At 29.2% G+C, this 19,521-nt stretch carries 11 protein-coding genes; 5 read left to right on the top strand and 6 right to left on the bottom strand.

The features are described from left to right. Positions 1–162: 162 nt before the first annotated feature. From ELUMI_RS04180 to ELUMI_RS04190, 3 genes are read right to left on the bottom strand one after another with little or no spacing between them, the layout of a single operon-like run. Positions 163–1,647 carry a hypothetical protein gene (locus ELUMI_RS04180; protein WP_025734754.1) on the bottom strand — a complete coding sequence of 495 codons (1,485 nt, stop codon included), beginning with the start codon at positions 1,645–1,647 and terminating at the stop codon, positions 163–165. Further along, positions 1,641–2,354 carry an ABC transporter ATP-binding protein gene (locus ELUMI_RS04185; protein WP_025734755.1) on the bottom strand — a complete coding sequence of 238 codons (714 nt, stop codon included), beginning with the start codon at positions 2,352–2,354 and terminating at the stop codon, positions 1,641–1,643. The genes ELUMI_RS04180 and ELUMI_RS04185 overlap by 7 nt, the downstream gene beginning before the upstream one ends. Then, a complete protein-coding gene (locus ELUMI_RS04190; RefSeq protein ID WP_025734756.1) occupies positions 2,335–3,513 on the bottom strand; it encodes a hypothetical protein in 1,179 nt (392 codons plus the stop codon). Before ELUMI_RS04190 ends, ELUMI_RS04185 begins: the two co-directional genes overlap by 20 nt. A gap of 441 nt (positions 3,514–3,954) precedes the next feature. Between ELUMI_RS04190 and ELUMI_RS04605 the strand changes: the two genes are divergently transcribed. The 5 genes from ELUMI_RS04605 (at position 3,955) to ELUMI_RS04220 (ending at position 16,096) form a co-directional block, all read left to right on the top strand. Next, positions 3,955–6,339 carry a BspA family leucine-rich repeat surface protein gene (locus ELUMI_RS04605; RefSeq protein WP_198514014.1) on the top strand — a complete coding sequence of 795 codons (2,385 nt, stop codon included), beginning with the start codon at positions 3,955–3,957 and terminating at the stop codon, positions 6,337–6,339. 249 nt (positions 6,340–6,588) lie between these two features. Further along, positions 6,589–6,741 (top strand): BspA family leucine-rich repeat surface protein, encoded by a 153-nt coding sequence (locus ELUMI_RS04660; RefSeq protein ID WP_198514015.1) that lies wholly within the window; start codon positions 6,589–6,591, stop codon positions 6,739–6,741. A gap of 309 nt (positions 6,742–7,050) precedes the next feature. Further along, a complete protein-coding gene (locus tag ELUMI_RS04205) occupies positions 7,051–11,781 on the top strand; it encodes a lipoprotein (RefSeq protein WP_025734849.1) in 4,731 nt (1,576 codons plus the stop codon). 408 nt (positions 11,782–12,189) lie between these two features. Continuing rightward, a complete protein-coding gene (locus ELUMI_RS04215) occupies positions 12,190–14,418 on the top strand; it encodes a BspA family leucine-rich repeat surface protein (RefSeq protein WP_025734758.1) in 2,229 nt (742 codons plus the stop codon). Between the two features lie 226 nt (positions 14,419–14,644). Further along, positions 14,645–16,096 carry an MATE family efflux transporter gene (locus tag ELUMI_RS04220; protein ID WP_025734759.1) on the top strand — a complete coding sequence of 484 codons (1,452 nt, stop codon included), beginning with the start codon at positions 14,645–14,647 and terminating at the stop codon, positions 16,094–16,096. A gap of 263 nt (positions 16,097–16,359) precedes the next feature. On the opposite strand, the gene pnuC (ELUMI_RS04225) is transcribed toward ELUMI_RS04220, so the two are convergent. From pnuC (ELUMI_RS04225) to hpt, 3 genes are all read right to left on the bottom strand, one after another. Continuing rightward, positions 16,360–17,334 carry a nicotinamide riboside transporter PnuC gene (gene pnuC, locus ELUMI_RS04225; RefSeq protein WP_025734760.1) on the bottom strand — a complete coding sequence of 325 codons (975 nt, stop codon included), beginning with the start codon at positions 17,332–17,334 and terminating at the stop codon, positions 16,360–16,362. Between the two features lie 183 nt (positions 17,335–17,517). After that, complete coding sequence (pnuC, locus tag ELUMI_RS04230; protein WP_025734761.1) at positions 17,518–18,480, bottom strand: nicotinamide riboside transporter PnuC; 963 nt, start codon at positions 18,478–18,480, stop codon at positions 17,518–17,520. A gap of 466 nt (positions 18,481–18,946) precedes the next feature. Beyond that, positions 18,947–19,513 (bottom strand): hypoxanthine phosphoribosyltransferase, encoded by a 567-nt coding sequence (hpt, locus tag ELUMI_RS04235; protein WP_025734762.1) that lies wholly within the window; start codon positions 19,511–19,513, stop codon positions 18,947–18,949. Positions 19,514–19,521: the final 8 nt, after the last annotated feature.

Here is a 19,521-nt window from a genome sequence, read left to right on the forward strand (position 1 = left end):
TTTTCTTTTTCACTTATAATATTATATATTCTATTCACGACATATTACCTATAAAGTAAATTACTCCAAGAAAAGTAAGAAAATTAAGAAAAAATTATTTTTAAATTACAAAAACAGAAACCAAAGTTTCTGTAATTATTTGTATGATATGGGTAATTTATTTTAAATTTTTAACTTTTTTCTAAAATGTAAATATGTTAACCATGAAGAGATTAAAAATATTAATGAATAAACTAAAGTCATGATTTCTATTAGCACTATTTTAGATGTTTTAACATTTTTAATTTTCAAAATGTAATTCAAATTATCTATTTTCTCTGTTTCATAATCAATTTCATAATTATAATTTAATTGTTTTGTAAAAATTGGTCTATAGGTCATTGTTAAATCATCATACAAAGCATTTGTTTTATTTTCAAAATAAAACAAATTATTCAAATGAAGCAAAGGATTTAAAAATTTATTTAACTTAATTTTTTCATTCAATTCTTTGATTAAGGATAATTCCCTTATTTTTATAAAATCTAATTTGGCTCCTTTGTGAGTGAAAAGAAATGACTCAATTGCGAAACCATAAAATTGATTAATCAATTGTTTTTGTACATCTGAAGAATTTCATTCATATATGGAATTAAGTAGTCCATAATTACTTTTAAAATCAAATTCTTCCATAATTAGACCAAAATCTTTTAATATGACAATTTGACTTTTTTTCAAATCTTTCACTACTCCATCTCAATCAACCATTAAACCAAACTTTGTATTTTTTTGAGTAATGTCTAATAATTCTGAACTAGTGTTTTTGTACTCTGGAGAACTTTCTATTTTTTCAAAAAGTAAATGTGGATCATGCTGAGCATCATTTTCGTTTTCTAAAAATCAATTATTTAAATTAGAAAAATTTAATTCAATTTCTTTCCCAAAATTTAAATAATAATTAAAATTATTTGCATATACAAAAGCTTTTTTTTCATCAATTTCAAATGGTCGTAGTTCAACATTTATATTACCTCGTTTTAATAAATTACTTTTTTGATGCTGACTTGTATCAATTTTAGTAGTGAAAAAATTTGCAGAAATCGAAGATAAAGCAATTACCAAAATTAAAATGGTTGTTGAAAATATTTGGGAATATTTTGAATTTATAAGAACTGTAAATAAGATATTTATGAAAAAGGATAGCATTGCAATAAAAACAATTCATGGCATTGGGGAAATAAAAAATCTATAAGCAAGGCCATTTTCATTAGATGAATTAATTCCATAAAATATAGCCATTATGAGAAATTGAATTCCTAAAAACATAAAAGTAAATAATAAAGATAATGAATAGCGATAAGAAAAAATGAATAAATTACTAAAACCACTACGTAACTCCAATTTATTAATGAGTTCTTCAATGTCAACTTTATAAAATTTGTTTACCAAATATGTTGACATTATCACAATTAAAATTGAGTAGATAATTGTAATAACCGCATAACATATAGAAATATCATTATCATTAATTCTATTGATTTGCAGCATTAAAAAAATATTAATACCAATAATCATTGTAAAGAATATTGTAAATAAAATGATGAAAAATTTACTTGATAGAATTTTAAAAGATCTTAGTTTTAAATAATTAAATTGTGTTTTTAACATTTATTTGTCCCCAATTCTTGATTAATTGTTTTTAAAAAAAGTTGTTCAAGATTTTCATCTTTTACAGGTTTATTTAAAACAATGGTTTGGTTATTTAATATAATAATTTCATCTAACAAATGTTCTACCTCTTTTATTAGATGTGTGACAATCACAATAATTTTATTCTGGTTTTTCATGTTTTTTATTTCATTTAAAACAATATTTTTATTGGAAATATCTAAATTTGCTGTTGGTTCATCAAAGAAAATAATATTAGGATCTAATATTTTGCACAAAATTATAGAAACTATTTTTTGTTGTCCACTTGATAAAGAATTAATTTTGGTTTTTTTGAAATTAATATCTTTTAATAGATAACTTTCTCTATTTATCTTTTCTTTGAATTGATCAAGATTGTTTTTATGCAATAAATATTGGATCTGTAAGTAGTCAAAAACGGTCATTTCTTTTGGTAAATCAACGTTTTCAGGAAAATAATGCATATCTTTCAAATCATCAAAACTAATTTGATGATCATTAACTAAAATTTTCCCTTCATTAATTTTGAATTCGTTGAAAATGCATTTTATTAGTGTTGTTTTTCCAACTCCATTATTACCTAACAAACCATAAACTTTAGATTCTTTTAAAGTCAAATTTATATTTTTTAAAATGACTTTATTTTTGATATTTTTAGATAAATTATTAATTCTTATTGTTTTCATTTTGCTTTTCCATGTATACATATGAAAGTGACTGCACTCCAACAAATAAACCTGATAAGTTAGAACTAGAATTATATATGTTTGTAGAAGCTAGAGTTGTCTCCACTCCTAAAATATTTTTGTGCACAAGTTGAGATAACAATACACCACCTGAATTATAGTTTTTAATAAAAAGTTTTGGCTTAGTGTTAAGACCAGTTTGTATCAATGTTTGTATGTCCAAAAATAATTCGGGAGTATTTAATAGATTCACCGTAACATAAGCAACATTTCCGTAATCAGATAATACTCCAGCACCAGAAAATTGAATTGAAGTTAATGAAGCAAATTTTCAATGACTTTCTTCTTTTTGTTTATATATTTTTTTAGCTTCATCAATTATTGGATCAATATTAAAATCAATGATTGATGAAGATGTATTATACATTTGTGATACTGGTTTAATTTCAGCACCAAATTTTAAAGTTTGATTTCCATTTGTGTTAAATCTATGCTCATCATCAAAACCGAATTTAGTTAATGATGCATGTTGAACTCAACTTCCTCAATTTCATGTGTACGTGACACCCAAAGAAATTGATATATTCAGTCCTGAAGAATCTCATTGTTGATTATATGCTAGTCTAGATTTACCTTTTTGTGTTGATGCATTTTCATATTGAATATCTTGACTATAACTTGATGTGGTTAAATCCATAATTGTTGATGTATTTATTTTATGAACATATTTACCTCCAACATGTTTTCAACCAGTGGTTGAATCTCAAGCATTAAATGCATAAAAATAGTTCATTGTAAATTTATTACCAATAATTTCAAGTAATTGTTCTTTATTTACTACATTAAAATCTTTAAAATTAAATTTTGCTAGATTAATTTTAACATCATATCATTTATCTTTTTCAACATAACCTAAGTTAAAATTTATCTTTCTATTACCTTCAGGCATTCGATCATTCAGTGTATCTATATACAATCTGTATTCAATATCTGTTCCGTCAACTTTAGTATCTTCTTTATAATTAGAATCAACATCTTTTTGACTATATTTTTGAATATTAAATTGTGTTTTATTTTCAATTTTTTCATTCAAAATACCTTGACCAATGACAGGATTTATACCCGAGAACATGACGGGTGCTATAAATAATAATTTCATTATTCACCTTTCTTATTTTTTTATTGTTCTCACAAATATTATATAACTGTAGTCTAAGATGAAATGAGTTAAAAAGCTAATTTTAATTAAAAAACAACCTTTTTTAACTAAAAAACTGAATTTTGTCTCAAATACAAAATCTAAGGATTATTAATTCAAAATTTTTCGCAAAAACGGTAAAACTAGGATCATAAACAAAGCATAGATTTAAATAAATCAACTATAAAAAAGTTCTTTGCTTTTTTACTAAAAAAAATCTAAAAAGAACAATAAGTTGGCAATTTTAGGAATTTTTAATCTTATTTTTTTCCATTTTGAGTTTTTTGGATGTTTTTAGGCATTAAATATGGACTTTTTAAGGTTTTTTACAAGTTTTTTTTTTTTTTTTAATACAATAAAGTTAAGAATTGAAAAATTCACACGATGGGAGGGATCCTGATAATGAAAAAACTATTAAATATATTAGGAACACTTGGGCTCGTTTCAACTAGTGCAACTGCTATTGTTGCTTTTGCCAAATTACCAAGAACCAACATTCCTGAAGTTCTAAGTGCAATAATAACTAAAGACCAATTAAATCAATTAATTACTGATGCTAAAACCCTAGCAACTCAAGAACAAAGTAAACCAATCAATGCATACAAGCTCTTGCATCAAGCCATTGGACAAGCTAAAGGGGCGTCGGATATTTACATCAATGAAACAGAAAATTTCAATGTTTTAAATGAGGCTTATCAAAAATTGACAGCCGCAATAAATGCTTTTAAACAAACTGATGATGAAAAAGCCAACATAGAAAGTTTAAAAAATCGAATCACAAGTGCAAATAATGCTTTACAAACAAATACTAATAAATTAGAGACAGAAAAACAAAAATTAAAAAAAGTTATTGGTGAAGCCGAGAATTTAGTTTCAAAAGTAACACTGCGCAAAGATCAAAATTTAGTTGATCAAGCTTTATTAAACTTGCAAACTGGAATTGTGAACTTTTTGAATTCAACTAATGACTTGGCAAATTATGCAGATTTAACCAAAGCGATGGATGAGGCCAAAAAGGCTTTAAAAGATTACCCTAAAAAACACCCAGGAGTAATCCAATCCTTAACCAAAGCAATTGCTAATGCGCAAAAAGTTATTGAGCAAAAATATACAACAGCTGACCAGAATATTGTTGATCAAGAAGTTGAAATCTTAAAAAAGGAAATTCAAATCTTTTTTGGTGCAAGTAAAGCAGAAGCGAATGTTGACGCATTAAACCAAGCAATTGTTGAGGCCAAAAAAATTGCTCAAGATTTTAAAAATAACCAAGCATGACTTAAACTTCAACAAGCAATTAAGCATGCTCAAGGAGTTGTCGATGGAAAACCATCAGTTGATCGACAAAATATTGTCGATCAAGAAGTTACAAATTTACAACAAGCAGCAAAAGATTTCAACAACATCTCAAATCAAAATGCTGATTTAACATGATTAAATTCGAATATCAAAATGGCAGAAACAATAAATATAAAAAACAAGAAACAATCCGATTGGAATATATTTCAAACTGAAATACTTAAGGCCAAAGATTATGTTAAAAACCCACCTTTAATTGATAAACAAGATCAAGTTGATGAAATGACTGAAAATTTATGACAAGCAACTTATAAATTTTTAAATGCAACTGATCGTAAAGACATTCGTAGTACTATTTTTTGAAAAACATCAATTGGTAGCTTAAAAGACAATAAGCATGAAACAATTAAAAAACGTTTAGAAGAAACATACACCCTTAAAGAAGGTAAAGACTACACCATCGGGGAAGTTAAGGATTACAATGGAAAATTTGGTGTGGAACTAACAGGAAAGAATGACTATCTTCAAAAAACAGTTGTTACTTTTGTTTTAGATATTCAAAACATCGAAAATGACATGGACATTCTAGCCACTTCAAAACAAGACCAATTTTGAACAGCTCATGAATTACAACTAGCAATCGAAAAGGAAAATCTTGATAAGAAAAATACCTTAAAAGTAACCGAAGTTGCCCATGATCCAAATCTTAAAGTTAAACGTTTTAAAATCAGAGCTGATGATCAATATGAATATAGTAAATATCAAGGTGAAATCATTGTCTCTCAAGTCTTGAATCGAGAAAATCAAGATAAAACAATTTATATAGACCAAGATGGTACGATAAAATCAAATGACAATTCAGCACCAGAGGGAGTTAAAGAGGTTATTAATATTGGTTGAAGTTCAAATAAAAAAGTTCATGAAATGCCTAGAAGTATTCAAAAAGTTCCACCATATATTAGTCCAAAAATAGAATCGCTATATCATTTGTTTGGTTGGGCAGAATCGTTTAATCAACCTTTAAATAATTGAGATGTTTCAAAGGTGACTAATATGGAAAGAACGTTTAATGGGGCAGAATCATTTAACCAAGATATATCTAAATGAGACACTTCCAAAGTGACCAATATGGTTTGAATGTTTAGTAATGCAAAATCGTTTAATCAGCCTTTAAATAATTGAGATGTTTCAAAGGTGACTAATATGAGTTATATGTTTTATTATGCACATGCCTTTAACCAAGATATTTCAAGTTGAGATACTTCAAATGTAACAAATATGGCTAATATGTTTAATTGGACAAAACCATTTAATCAAGATATTTCTAAATGAGACACTTCGAAAGTGAACGATATGAGTTATATGTTTTACTCTGCAGAAGCATTTAATCAAGATATTTCAACTTGAAATGTTGATAGTGTGACACAGTATAAAGAATTCGCTGGTGGTCGGGCAATACTTCCAAAAGAAAAACAACCCAACTTTAAATAATCTTGAACTTGATATAAAGACGTACGCACGAATGAAATTAAAAAAATTGCTGATAAAGCTCCTGAAGGAACAAAAGAAATTGTCAACATTGGTTGAGACAAAAAGGGTGTAGCATATGAAACGCCTTCAACAATCGAGAGAGCGCCTAATAAGATTAGTCCAAAAATAAATTCACTAGTTAGTTGTTTTGCAAGTGCAGAATCGTTTAATCAACCTTTAAATAATTGAAAAACTTCAAATGTGACTGATATGAGTTATATGTTTTATGCGGCAAAAACATTTAACAACGACTTAAGTGGTTGAGATGTTACAAAAGTTGAAAAATACGACGATTTTGCTGGAGATCTTGGTTCTAATTCTCAATGAAAAGATGAATGAAAACCTCATTTTAATAAGAATTAAAGATAAAACAAACAACCAAAATTTTAAACATATTAAGTGTCATTACTAAAATAATGACACTTTTTGTGTGCAAAAAAGGAAGAATAAATTGGTAATTTTAGGGATTTTTAATTTTATTTTGCTCCATTTTGGTGCTTAATTTGGACTTTTTTTGGACTTTTTTTAACTTTTAAGGGGTGTGTTTTAACTTAGCATTGCTTTTAATAATATAATGTGAATAAGGGTCGAATAAGCGAAAAACTTAAACGTATCCTACACCAAAAGGTGAAACTATAATCTGAATTAAATTCATCGGAAGGGATTTAAATTATGAAAAGGCTATTAACATTACTTGGAAGTATTGGATTACTTACAGCAACATCAGCAACCGTTGTTGCTTGTGGAAATCAAAAAACCTCAATTTCCAAAATTGCAGATGATTTGCAAACGATTTTAAACGAAAAAATTGATCAAGCTTGAGAATTGGGGGATCTCCAAAAAGAAATTGATACAAAATATGGGGTAAATGTCATCACTGTCCAATCTAGTCATGGGGATCAACATGACCCAAATTCAAGTGAACAACAAAATAAATATAAATTTATTGGTCAGACAGGTAAGTTTGTCAACGAAATCATTTTAACCCATATTTGATTTGCACCAATCATCGATACAACTTTAAATATTTCAGCGATTCAAAATGGGTTACAAACCATTTTGAATCAAAAACCAAGTTCAAGTTGAAACTTAGTTGATTTACAAAAAGCTGTGGATGCAATTTATGGGGTTGGAGAAATTACAATTAAATCAATTCCTGTCGAACGCGCCAATGAAATAACTCCGCCTTTAAGTAAATACAACTTTATTGGTAATGGAGTGATCGGGAATAATCACAAATGAAAAGGTGCCATTGCACTAACCCACACTTGAACACAAGTCATTGATCGCACAGAAGATATTTCAACAATTAAAACAGGTCTAGAAACCATTTTAAATGAAAAGACAAATGCAGCATGAGACTTAAATGCTTTACAAATAGCTGTGGATGCAGTTTTTGGGGATGGAGAAATTACTGTTCAAACAGTTGGACTTAAAGATCGTGCGTTTAATCTTGAAAATCATCTAGACCGATACAAATTTATTGGTCATGGAGCAGTCAATAATCAACACAAATATAAAAATAGCATCACTCTTGGTCATGAGTGACAAGAAATAATTGATCACACTGTTAATATCTCAGAGATTAAAGAACAACTACAAATCCTTTTAAATCAAAAAAATGCTGAAGCATGAAACTTAATTGATTTACAAAATGTTGTTGATCAAGAGTTTGGGGCTGGAGAAATTAGGGTGCTACCAAGTGGTCTTCAAACTCGTGCTTTTGGAAACCAAAAGCACGTTAAGGATTATAGATTTATTGGTCTTGGTAACGTGCAAAACCAGCACAAATGAAATAGTCAAATTAAATTAACCCATGAGTGAAATGAAAAAGTTGATCAAACTGTGGATATTTCAGCTCTTAAAACTGTTTTAGAAGCAGTCTTGAATGGAAGACCAAATGAGGCTTGAACCATAGAAGAATTACAAGCTAAAATGGATACAATTTATGGAGTTGGAGAAATTAGGGTTCTACCAAGTGGTTTGAAAACCCGTGCTTTTGCTAACGAAAATCATGTTGATGAATACAAATTTGTTGGACTTGGTAACGCCCAAAACATTAAAAAATGAAGTGGTGAAATTAAACTAACTCATAAATGAGGTGAAAAAGTTGATCAGACTAACAATATCACAACAATTAAAGATCAATTACAAACACTTTTAAATCAAAAAGTGGATGAATCATGAAGTTTGAATGCTTTACAAAAAGCTGTTGATGCAGAATTTGGGGTTGAAGAAATTAGAGTTCTACCAATTGGTCTTCAAGCTCGTGCTTTTGGTGTCCAAAATCACGTTAAAGAATATAGATTTGTTGGACTTGGTAACATCCAAAACAATCACAAATGAAATAGTGAAATTAAATTAACTCACAAATGAAATGAAAAAGTGGATCAGACTGTAAATATTTCAAAGATTCAAAAAGAATTACAAGCAATTTTGAATGAGCAAAAAAATCATGGTTGAAAATTAGCAGATTTACAAGCAAAAGTTGATAAAAAATATGGGGTTGGAGAAATTAAAGTTCTACAACCAAAACGTTTAAGACCTCGTGCATTTGTTGTAGAGAATCATGTTGATGAATATAAATTTGTTGGTCTTGGTAACATCCAAAACAACCGCAAATGAAATGATGAAATTAACTTGGCACATGAGTGAAGTGAGAAAGTTGATAAGACTGTAAATATTTCAGCCATTAAAAATGGTTTAGAAGTAATATTAAACGAAAAAGTAAATCAAGCATGAAATTTAAAAGATTTACAAGCCAAAGTTGATGCAATTTATGGCAAAGGAGAAATTGAAGTTCGACCAAGCGGTTTAAAACCTCGTGCTTTTGTTGTTGATAATCAAGTTGATGAATACAAATTTGTTGGTCTTGGTAACGCTCAAAACAATCGCAAATGAAATAAAGAAATTAAATTAGCTCATAAATGAAAAGCAACAGTTGATAAGACTGTCAATATTTCAGAGATTCAAAATGAATTACAAGCGATTTTGGATGTTCCAGAAAAGGAAACTTCACCTTGAAGCTTAGAAACTTTACAAGCTAAAGTTGATGAAACATTTGGGGTTGGAGAAATCAAGGTTCTTCCAAGTGGGTTGAACGCTCGTGCTTTTGGAATGCAAAACCATCAAGATAAATACAAATTTGTTGGTCTTGGTAATGCTCAAAACAACCACAAATGAAATGGTGAAATTAAATTAGTTCATGAGTGAAGTGAAAAAGTTGATCAGACTGTCAATATTTCAAAGATTGAAAAAGACTTACAAGCGATTTTAAATGAACAAAAAAATAAAAAATGAGACTTAAAAGCTTTACAAGCAAAAGTTGACAAAAAATATGGACCTAAACAAATTAAGGTTCAACAACAAAAACAATTAAACACTCGTGCATTTAGCGATGAAAATCACATTGATAAATACAAATTTATTGGTCTTGGTAACATGCAAAATGACCACAAATGAAATAGTGAAATTGTATTAACTCACGAATGAAGTGCAACAGTTGATAAAACTGTCAACATTTCAAATATTCAAAAAGCTTTACAAATCATTTTAGATGAAAAGAAAAATGAAGCATGAAAATTAGAAGATTTACAAGCAAAAATTAATGTAATTTATGGTGATGGAGAAATTAAAGTTCAAAAAATTGGTGTAAAAAACCGTGCTTTTGGAATGCAAAATCACAAAGATAAATATAAATTTGTTGGTCTTGGTAACATCAAAAACAATCACAAATGAAATAAAGAAGTTACATTAATTCATGATTGAAATGAACAAATTGATAAAACTGGCAATATTTCAAAGATTCAAAAAGATTTACAAGCGATTTTAAATGAACACAAAAGTCAAAGTTGAAAATTAGAAGATTTACAAGCCAAAGTTGATAAAAAATATGGTGCTGGAGAAATTATTGTTCAACCGATTGGCTTGAAAACTCGTGCTTTCGGAATCCAAAATCACAAAGACAAATACAAATTTGTCGGGCTTGGAAATATCCAAAACAATCACAAGTGAAACGGAGAAGTTCAATTAACTCATGATTGAAATGAGAAAGTTGATCAGACTGTCAATCTTTCAAAAATTGAAAAAGAATTACAAGCAATTTTAAATGAGCACAAAAATGAAGCATGAAAATTAGCAGATTTACAAGCTAAAGTTAATAAGAAATATGGAGCAGGAGAAATTGAAGTTCGACCAAGTGGTTTAAAACCACGTGCTTTTGGAATGCAAAATCATGAAGATAAATACAAATTTATTGGTTTAGGAAAAATCGATAATAAGCACAAATGAAGTGGTGAAGTTCCATTAGTTCATAAGTGAAGTGAGAAAGTGGATCAGACTGTCAATCTTTCAAAAATTGAAAAAGAATTACAAGCAATTTTAAATGAACGTAAAAATCAAGAATGAAAAATCAAAGATTTACAAACTAGAGTTAATAAAAAATATGGGGCTGGAGAAATTGAAGTTCTACCAATTGGTTTAAAACCTCCTGGTATCATCTTCCCCAACCATGAAGATAAATACAAATTTGTTGGTCTGGGGAAAATTGATAATAAATACAAATGAAACGGACAACTTAAATTAGTTCATAAATGAACTGATAAAATTGATCAAAGTGCAATTGATAAAGAAGTTAAGATTGCTAATAATATAAAAACACATAAACAAGCAGACGCATATAGAGATAAATTTGATAAAGGACAAATTAAAATTCCTGATGTTGATATTAAACTGGAATATAGAATCCCAGAAGAACGATTAGATGGTCTGTTCTATGTTACTTTTACTCCCAAACATGGGGGAAAATACGAAGGCTTAACCCCAATAATGTCAAACAAAAATGTAATTGAATTTGATCCTCAAATTGCTTTTGAAAATGCGATTAAAGATGAATTTAATCGTGTTTCAAAAATCAAAACCCGTAAAGAGGCTTTTAAATACAATGACAAAAACCATTCAATGTTCGGCGTTCATATTGATGTTAAATATGAAGATGCAACACCATCAAGAAAAGGTGAGTTTTATGTAGTCTTTACACCAAACGCATTTAGAAAAGCAAAAGCAGTACAAACAAAAGTAATTAAAATTGATTACGTACCATTGAGTGATGGCGAATTTTGATCAACAATCCAACCATTTTTAAATGAATGATTCCTTATCAAAACTGATAGAGATTTAATTAATTTTGGTAAAAAGTATGCCCCATTGGCCAATGTGATGCCAATTAATTTTACTAATTTTAGTGCTCTACCAGGGCTTGGAATTTCGGTTGAATCAGGGAAAAATAAATCTGGAAGTCGAGAAATTAGACTTATAATTGAAAAAAGAAGTGGTGGTTTTTATGACGTATTGAAAGGGGTTCCAAAATTCAATTTCTGAAGCAAAACAATCAGATCTAGTTAGGATGATCCAACTGCTGGTTTCATAATTAAAATAGAATAAACACATTAATTAATTAGAATATGTTAAGGCACCACCATTTAAAAAAGGTGGTGCTTTCTTTTATGATGGAAAAACATAATTAAGATAAATTTAAGTAACCAATATCTTTCTCATTTGTATTTCAAATGAGGTTTTTAAATATGCCATTTAACGAAAAAGAAGTAATATTGAACGGTTGTTTTCTATCATGATCAATATTTCATATAAAAGATTGAAATTATGAAAAAGCCATAATTTTGGATTTTTTTTGGACTTTTTTTGTTTTTTTAATCACAAAAGGATTGATTTATCAAGCACTTCGTTGAAAAAAAAAAAAAAAAAGAATGAAAATTAAATTAAGCTGGATAGGCTTGAAGGGATTCTAAAATCATGAAAAAGTTATTAACATTATTAGGAAGTATTCTAGTTTTTGGAGGAAGTGTCACAACAGTTGTTGCTTGTACAAGCCAAATTATTTACTTTACTCCAATTACATCAATCGAAAATGAACTACAAGAAATTTTAAATATACAACAAGATCAACCTTGAAAATTGAAGGATTTACAAACTGAAGTTGATACATGATATGGAGCTGGAACAATTAAAGTTAATCAAATCAAAACCTCAACTTATAGTTCCAATTCTATTAATCACCCAGATAAATATCGATTTGTTGGGGAAAAAATCTATATCGGTTCAATTATTTTAACTCATAATTGAACCGAGCCAGTTGATAATACACAAAATATTTCCACCATTAGAACCGAGTTAAACAATCTTTTAAAGGAAAAACCAAATACAGCTTGAAACGAAAATGAACTACAACAAAAAATTGATGAAAAATGGCCTTTGGGAGGGGTTAATTTTATAAAAATAAGTTCTCCACGAGCTAGTCATGAACAACTATATTATGAGCAATATTTGTTTTTTGGCAAAGGTAATGAAGATAATCCATATCAATATTTTGGAGCAATCATGTTGATACATGATTGAAGAAAAACAGTTGATGATACACTACCTATTTCAGATATCAAAACCAGTTTAAAAGCAATTTTAGATATGGAAGAAAATGAAGCATGAAACTTAAAGGATTTGCAAACAAAAATTGATGAAGTTTATGGTCTAGATGAAATTATCGTTGAATCAACTAGTTCAATTCGTAGTTCCAATCCAGGTGAGACCCATAATAACAATTATCTTTTTACTGGCAAAGGGAATGCAAATAATGAACATTGATATTCTGGCACAATTAGTTTAACTCATACTTGAAATCCACTGATTTCAACTACACAAGATATTTCTCTAATTCAAAATGAATTAGAGAAGATTGTCTTATCTCAAGAACAATATTGAACAAAAGAAACATTAGAACAAGCAATTGTTGATCAAAAATTAGATATCAATGGTGGTATCACAGTTTCTGAAGTCGAATTGTCCAAAGAAGGCAAAATACCAGTTAAGCAATGAAAATTCACTGGTCAAGGTAATGTCATTAACGAATATAAATATGATGGTTCATTAGAAATATACCAAGTCGAAGACAAAGAAACATTCAGTGAAACTATCTACGTTGATGCTAATGATCACAAAATTAAAATGATTGATGGTAGTGCTCCCGGAAGCACTACAGATCCAGAAATAGGTACTATTTTAAGCGAAGGGACCAAGGAAGTTATTCATATTGGTTGACATAAACCAACAGGGGGCACAGACGACTATAAAGCATATCAAATGCCACAAACAATTGAAAAAGTTCCTCCATATATTTCGCCTCAAATAAAACAATTGTTCCAAACGTTTGAATATACAAACAAGTTTAATGATGCTAATGTTTCAAAATGAAATACTTCAAATATCATTACTATGGAAAATATGTTTCGTGGTGCAAAAGTGTTTAACCAACCATTAAATATGTGAAATACTTCAAAAGTCACCGATATGAACACTATGTTTTATGGAGCTGATGAATTTAGTCAAGATTTAAATGGTTGAGATACTTCACAAGTGAAACTAATGGATTTTATGTTTGCATATACTCAAAAATTTAATGGTGACATTTCACAATGAGATACTTCAAATGTTTCTACTACAACTCACATGTTTCATGATGCAAGAGCATTTAATCAAGATTTGATCCATGATGGAAAAAAATGAAACACTTCAAATGTGGAAGATATGAATTATATGTTTTATGGCGCGAGGGCGTTTAATGGGGATATTTCCAATTGAGACACATCAAATGTGGAAACAATGGAATATATGTTTTCTGGTGCATTACGATTTAACCCGAAAAAACTAAATTGAAATGTTAAAAAAGTCTGACAAATGTCAGAAATGTTTTCTGATGCGAAAAAATTTAATGGTGATATTTCAAACTGAGATACGTCAAGAGTAACAGAAATGCATAGAATGTTTAATAACTCATTAGCATTTAACCAAGATATTGGAGAATGAGACACTTCGAAAGTCGTGGAAATGGGTAATATGTTTGAAGGTGCAAGAGCGTTTAACCAAGATATTTCAAGATGAGATGTTGGAAGAGTGGGGTGGCATGGTTCTTTTGACGAAGATACTAATCCCGAATGAACTGCTGATAAAAAACCAAATTTTAAAGACTAAATCATCACCAAATAATTTATTTAATTATTGGAAAACAAATAATAAACTAGTTCAATAAATATTTTTACATAACCAAAATTTCACAACCAACAAGTTGGTTGTGTTTTTTGATTTAACAAAGCTAATTTTATTTATCAATTTTAAAATTATTTGATAGTAATTCAAAATCAAGGTTTATATCGATGGCAAATTATGAGAGTATATATTTTAAAGGTAGGATCTAAAATTGATAAATAAAGGCGAAAAAAGAGCATTACAAAGTTTTGAACGGATTAAAAATCCTTATTGAAAAATTGAAAATTGAAAAGATATTTTACAAATGGCAATTCCGATTTTTGTCCAATTAGCTTTTAACGTGATCATTACACAAATTAATATTGTCGCGATTAATTATTATCAAGGTGGAATTTATTCAGATTCCGTTTCTAAGGCCGTTTTAACCTATACAACCCTGCAATTTGTCCCAACCCTAATTGCTAGTGGGAGTTTGGTCGTTTGTGGTAATTTGATTGGTCAAGGGCGCAATAACGAAATCAGTAAGGTGATGGTCACTGGAATCATTATTAATTTCTTAATCACGAGTGTAATTTTTGTTTTGGTTGAAATTTTTTCTGACAATATTTTATATTTAATGAATTCTTCACAAGCAACAACAATGTTGCCAAATGGGGAAATGCCCCAAGACTTTATTCGTAATTATTATCGTTTATTAAATCTTCAATTATTAGTTTTAGCATTTTGCCAAGTGTTTATTTCTGGTTTACAAGCAATTAAAAAAAATATTCATGTCACAATTGGGGCAGTTGCCAGTAATATTGTTGATTTAATCTTTGTGGTTTTTGTATTATTTGTTTTTGATCTCAATCCACTTTGATCAGCTTTATCCATTGTTGTGGCTGGGGTTTTTCAACTCATTTACATGGTGATTATGAACATCAAATTTATTGATTATAAAATCAATAAAGGGCATCAAATTAACTTAAAACTTGTCAAAGAAACAATCAAAGTTGGACTCCCAATTGCTTTGGAAATGGGAGTTTGAAGTTTATGTAATTTTGCCACTGGAACAGTGATTGCTCACTTAGTTCCAGATGGAGCTGGTGAAACCGGAACCAGTACTTGAATTGTCTTACATCGTTCAATCAATTCAATCAATCAATTTTCATTTGCTTTCATGCAAGCAATGGGAACAGTAACTGCGGTCATGGTTTCAAGAAAGATTGGTGAAGACAACATTCAAGGGGCATATGAGGCTGGAATTAATTGTTGAAAAACAGCGATGTATGCTTCATTTGGATTTGGGATTTTTACAATTTCTTTAGCCTATCCATTGTTGCTACTTTTCAATCATGACAATGCTCAAATTTTTCCATGAGGTTATACATTAATGGGAATTGTTGCTTTTAAATTAATTTTTGACACAGTCAATATGACCTTACTTAGAGCATGTTGGGCAGTTGGGGATTTATGGTATCCATTATTAGTTTCAATTGTGACCATGGGAATTGGGATGGTTGCTTTACCATTCACCATTGTTTATGGATTTAAAACATATGAAGGGGTTGGATTAATCTTAATTTATATTGCCGTCGTTCTTGATCCAATATCACGTTCATTTATTTATGCTTATCGTTGAATCAAAGGAACATGAACCAAATACGCTGCGATGATTCAATAGAACAAAAAGATAGACAATCGCAATTGTCTATCTTTTTGATTATTTATTTTTAGCTTCTTTTCTTTTTGCTTTTCATTCTCGAATAACTCTGACTAAGCAGTATTTTCTTTGACAACATTTTTTTTCTTGTTTTTGGTTTTCCATGTTTTTATCCCCTTATAATTATAATTCTATTATTTAAGTAAAAAAATATTTTATCAGTAGGTTTTTTCAGAATCCACTTTGGTTCTCTCTAAAAAGTTTATTTTGTGTTTAAAATATGACTATTTTTTGTGTTGTTTTTGTACTTTTATTTTAGTGATTATTTTTTGATACAAAGGAGCGATTTCTAATTTATATAAACCATAACCAGAAATAATTGTTCAAACGACATATTGAATCATCATTGTGATCACATAGTTTTCATTCAATCCAACCGGACTATACATTAAAATTTTAAAAATATTTGTCAGTTCTCAAATTCACCATTGTTCCGTGATAAAGGCAATTTGCATAAAATATGCAAACATATTTACCCCATTTGAAACTCCATCAAAAAAGTGTTGGGTTGAAGTCACAACCTTGGTGTATTCTAAACCAAACATACCTTCATAAGCCACGGGAATCATGTAATACCAGCCAAAACAAAATCCGATCATAATCCCCAATCCAAGAACTAAACAAACTATTTTTAATCATCATTGTCTCAGATCTTTTAAGCTTCTGAATTTTTCTTCTTTATAAACAAAAGTAAACAAGCATCATCCAATCACTGCTCCAATAACAATCATTATTTGCCCTAAAAAATCACCAATGTATCCCGCAACAATCGCAAAAGTACCATATAAAATTCCATTGATAATGCCCCAAAATCATTGTGATGTTTTACCACCCACAACCATTGCTACAGCCAGCAATCCAGAAAATGCAGCGATTCCATTAATTGAATAGAGAATTGATGAAGCTAATGCAATGCCAGCACCATGACGCCCAATTGGTGAACCGTTAATAAAAGATTCTGCATATTGTTTGAAGGGAGAAAAATGTGAACCAACCATGTATTTTAAATGTGTTGGAAGCTGATTTTCTGGATCTGTAAAGACTTCAATCGAAAAAAATCCGAAGAAAATTAAAACAATTCCCCCAACTAGTAAAAGAATTTTAAAGCCTTTGGATAATTCCTTAATATCTTTAATCACGTTTTGGTAACCCATAAAATTAATGTTGGTTTTTTGTTTTGATTGAATAGTATTTGTCATTAAAATTTCTCCTATTTGTTGAATTTTTAAAATGTAAGATCAATATTTTTCGGATTTTTTGTCTACATTTATAGTATTACATAGAATATTTGATAATTCTTATTTTCAACTTTTTTGATGTTTAAGATGTTTCAGAAAACAAAAAAACCAACAAAACTGATTCGTTTTGTTGGTTTTTAGAAATTAAGTTGATTGAATTTTTCTTTTCGCTTTTAACATTTCATAAATTGGAATTAGTTGTAATTTGTATAAACCATATCCAGATAAGGCTGTTCAAACTATGTATTGAATAATAATTGTAATTACATATTGATCACCCATTCCAACTGGACTGTACATTAAAATTTTAAAGATATTAATAAATTCTCAAATTCAAAACTGTTCTGAAATGAATCCTAATTGCATGAAATATCCAAACATGGCAATTCCATTCGCCACTCCATCAAAGAAATGTTGAGTGTCGGGAATTGTATATTCTAATTTAAATATTCCTTCATAAGCAGCAGGAATCAGGTAATATCATCCAAAACATAATCCGACAATCACTACCAATGCTCCCAGCACACAAGCTAATCTTAATCATCATTTATCAAGATCTCGAATTGTTCTAGCGTGTCCTTCTTTATAAACAAAATTGAATAAGTATCAACCTAGTGGTGCTCCCAGTACTAACATTGATTGACCTAGAAAATCACCAATGTTTCCAGCGACTAAAGCAAATGAAGCAAAGAGAATTGCATTAATTAACCCTCAAAAGAATTGTGATGTTTTTCCACTAACAATCATCGCCACAGCAAACAAGCCTGTAAAAGCTGCAAAACCATTAATTGAATAAAGAATGGTTGATGCCAGAGCAATTGTGGTTCCTGCTTCCCCAAGCGGTGAACCATGAAGAAATGCATTAATATATTGTTTAAATGGGGCAAAATGCGAGCCCACCATATACTTTAAATTGTCAGGAACGATGAAACCTGCCTCTTCTTTGTAAACATCGATTGAAAAAAATCCAAAAAAGATTAAGACAATTCCACCGACTAGTAGAAGCATTTTAAACCCTTTGGATAATTCTTTCATATCTCTAATAACGTTTTTATAACCCATAAAATTTAAACTGGGTTTGTGTTTTTTCTCAATAATATCGCTCACTTTTTTTCCTCCGATTTTAACCTTTGAAAATGTTACCACAATATTTTCGAGAATAAATTAAAAAATCGTTTTTAAAAGATTTTTTCCATGAATAAATTCATATTCATCAAAAATCTTTTAAAAACAAACTTAAAAAAATGCAAAAACACTTAAAACTGTTCTTGATGATTAATCCAATCTTTAATCATTAAATTACATCATTCTTCGCAGCAAGATTAAATCAAAATTGATGTGATCATTTTCATCAATCACCATTTGTTCATTCTTACTTTGTTTTTTAGTTTTTAAAGCATTTTTCTTTTGCTTTGTCATTTCTTTCGTTTCCTCTCCCAGAATTGCTTTTTAATTGTAATTTAGTCAAACCAAATTTCAATTAAAAAGGGCAAAAAAGAATAATTTATTTACCAAGCTTTTTCTGAAATAAAAAAACTTCAAAAACTCATAAAAGTTTTTGAAGTTTAGAGAGTTATCATTTTCAAGTTTTAAGTTTTGAAGTGTCACAAATTGCAACATATGGTAAGTTTCTTAATCTTTCTTCATAATCTAGACCAAATCCGATTAAGAATTCATCTTCGACTTCAAAACCGAATCAATCAGCTGTAATTTTGGCTTGACGGTTGGCTGGTTTATCAATCATTGTAATGATTTTTACATCAGCAGCCCCACGATGATAAAAATCTTTTTTCACAAAATCTAAAGTTAAACCTGAATCAATAATATCTTCAACAAGTAAAACGTGACGACCTTTTAAATTAGTACTAATATCTAACACAATTTCAGGATTAGCATTAGCTTTGACCCCACCTTTATATGAAGACATGACCATATAATCGATTTCACATTCAGATTTTACATGATTTAATAATTCAGACATAAAAGGGACACATCCTTTTAAAATCCCGACCACTAAAACGGTGTTATCTTGAACTTTTTGCTGCTTGTAATAAGCATCAACATCTAAAGCCATCGCTTGAGAACGAAGGGAAATTTCTTCTCTTGTATGTAAGATTTTTTTAACTAATGGGTGTTGCATTTGGCTCC

Source organism: Williamsoniiplasma luminosum (assembly GCF_002803985.1).
In the GTDB taxonomy this organism is placed as follows: domain Bacteria; phylum Bacillota_I; class Bacilli_A; order Mycoplasmatales; family Mycoplasmataceae; genus Williamsoniiplasma; species Williamsoniiplasma luminosum.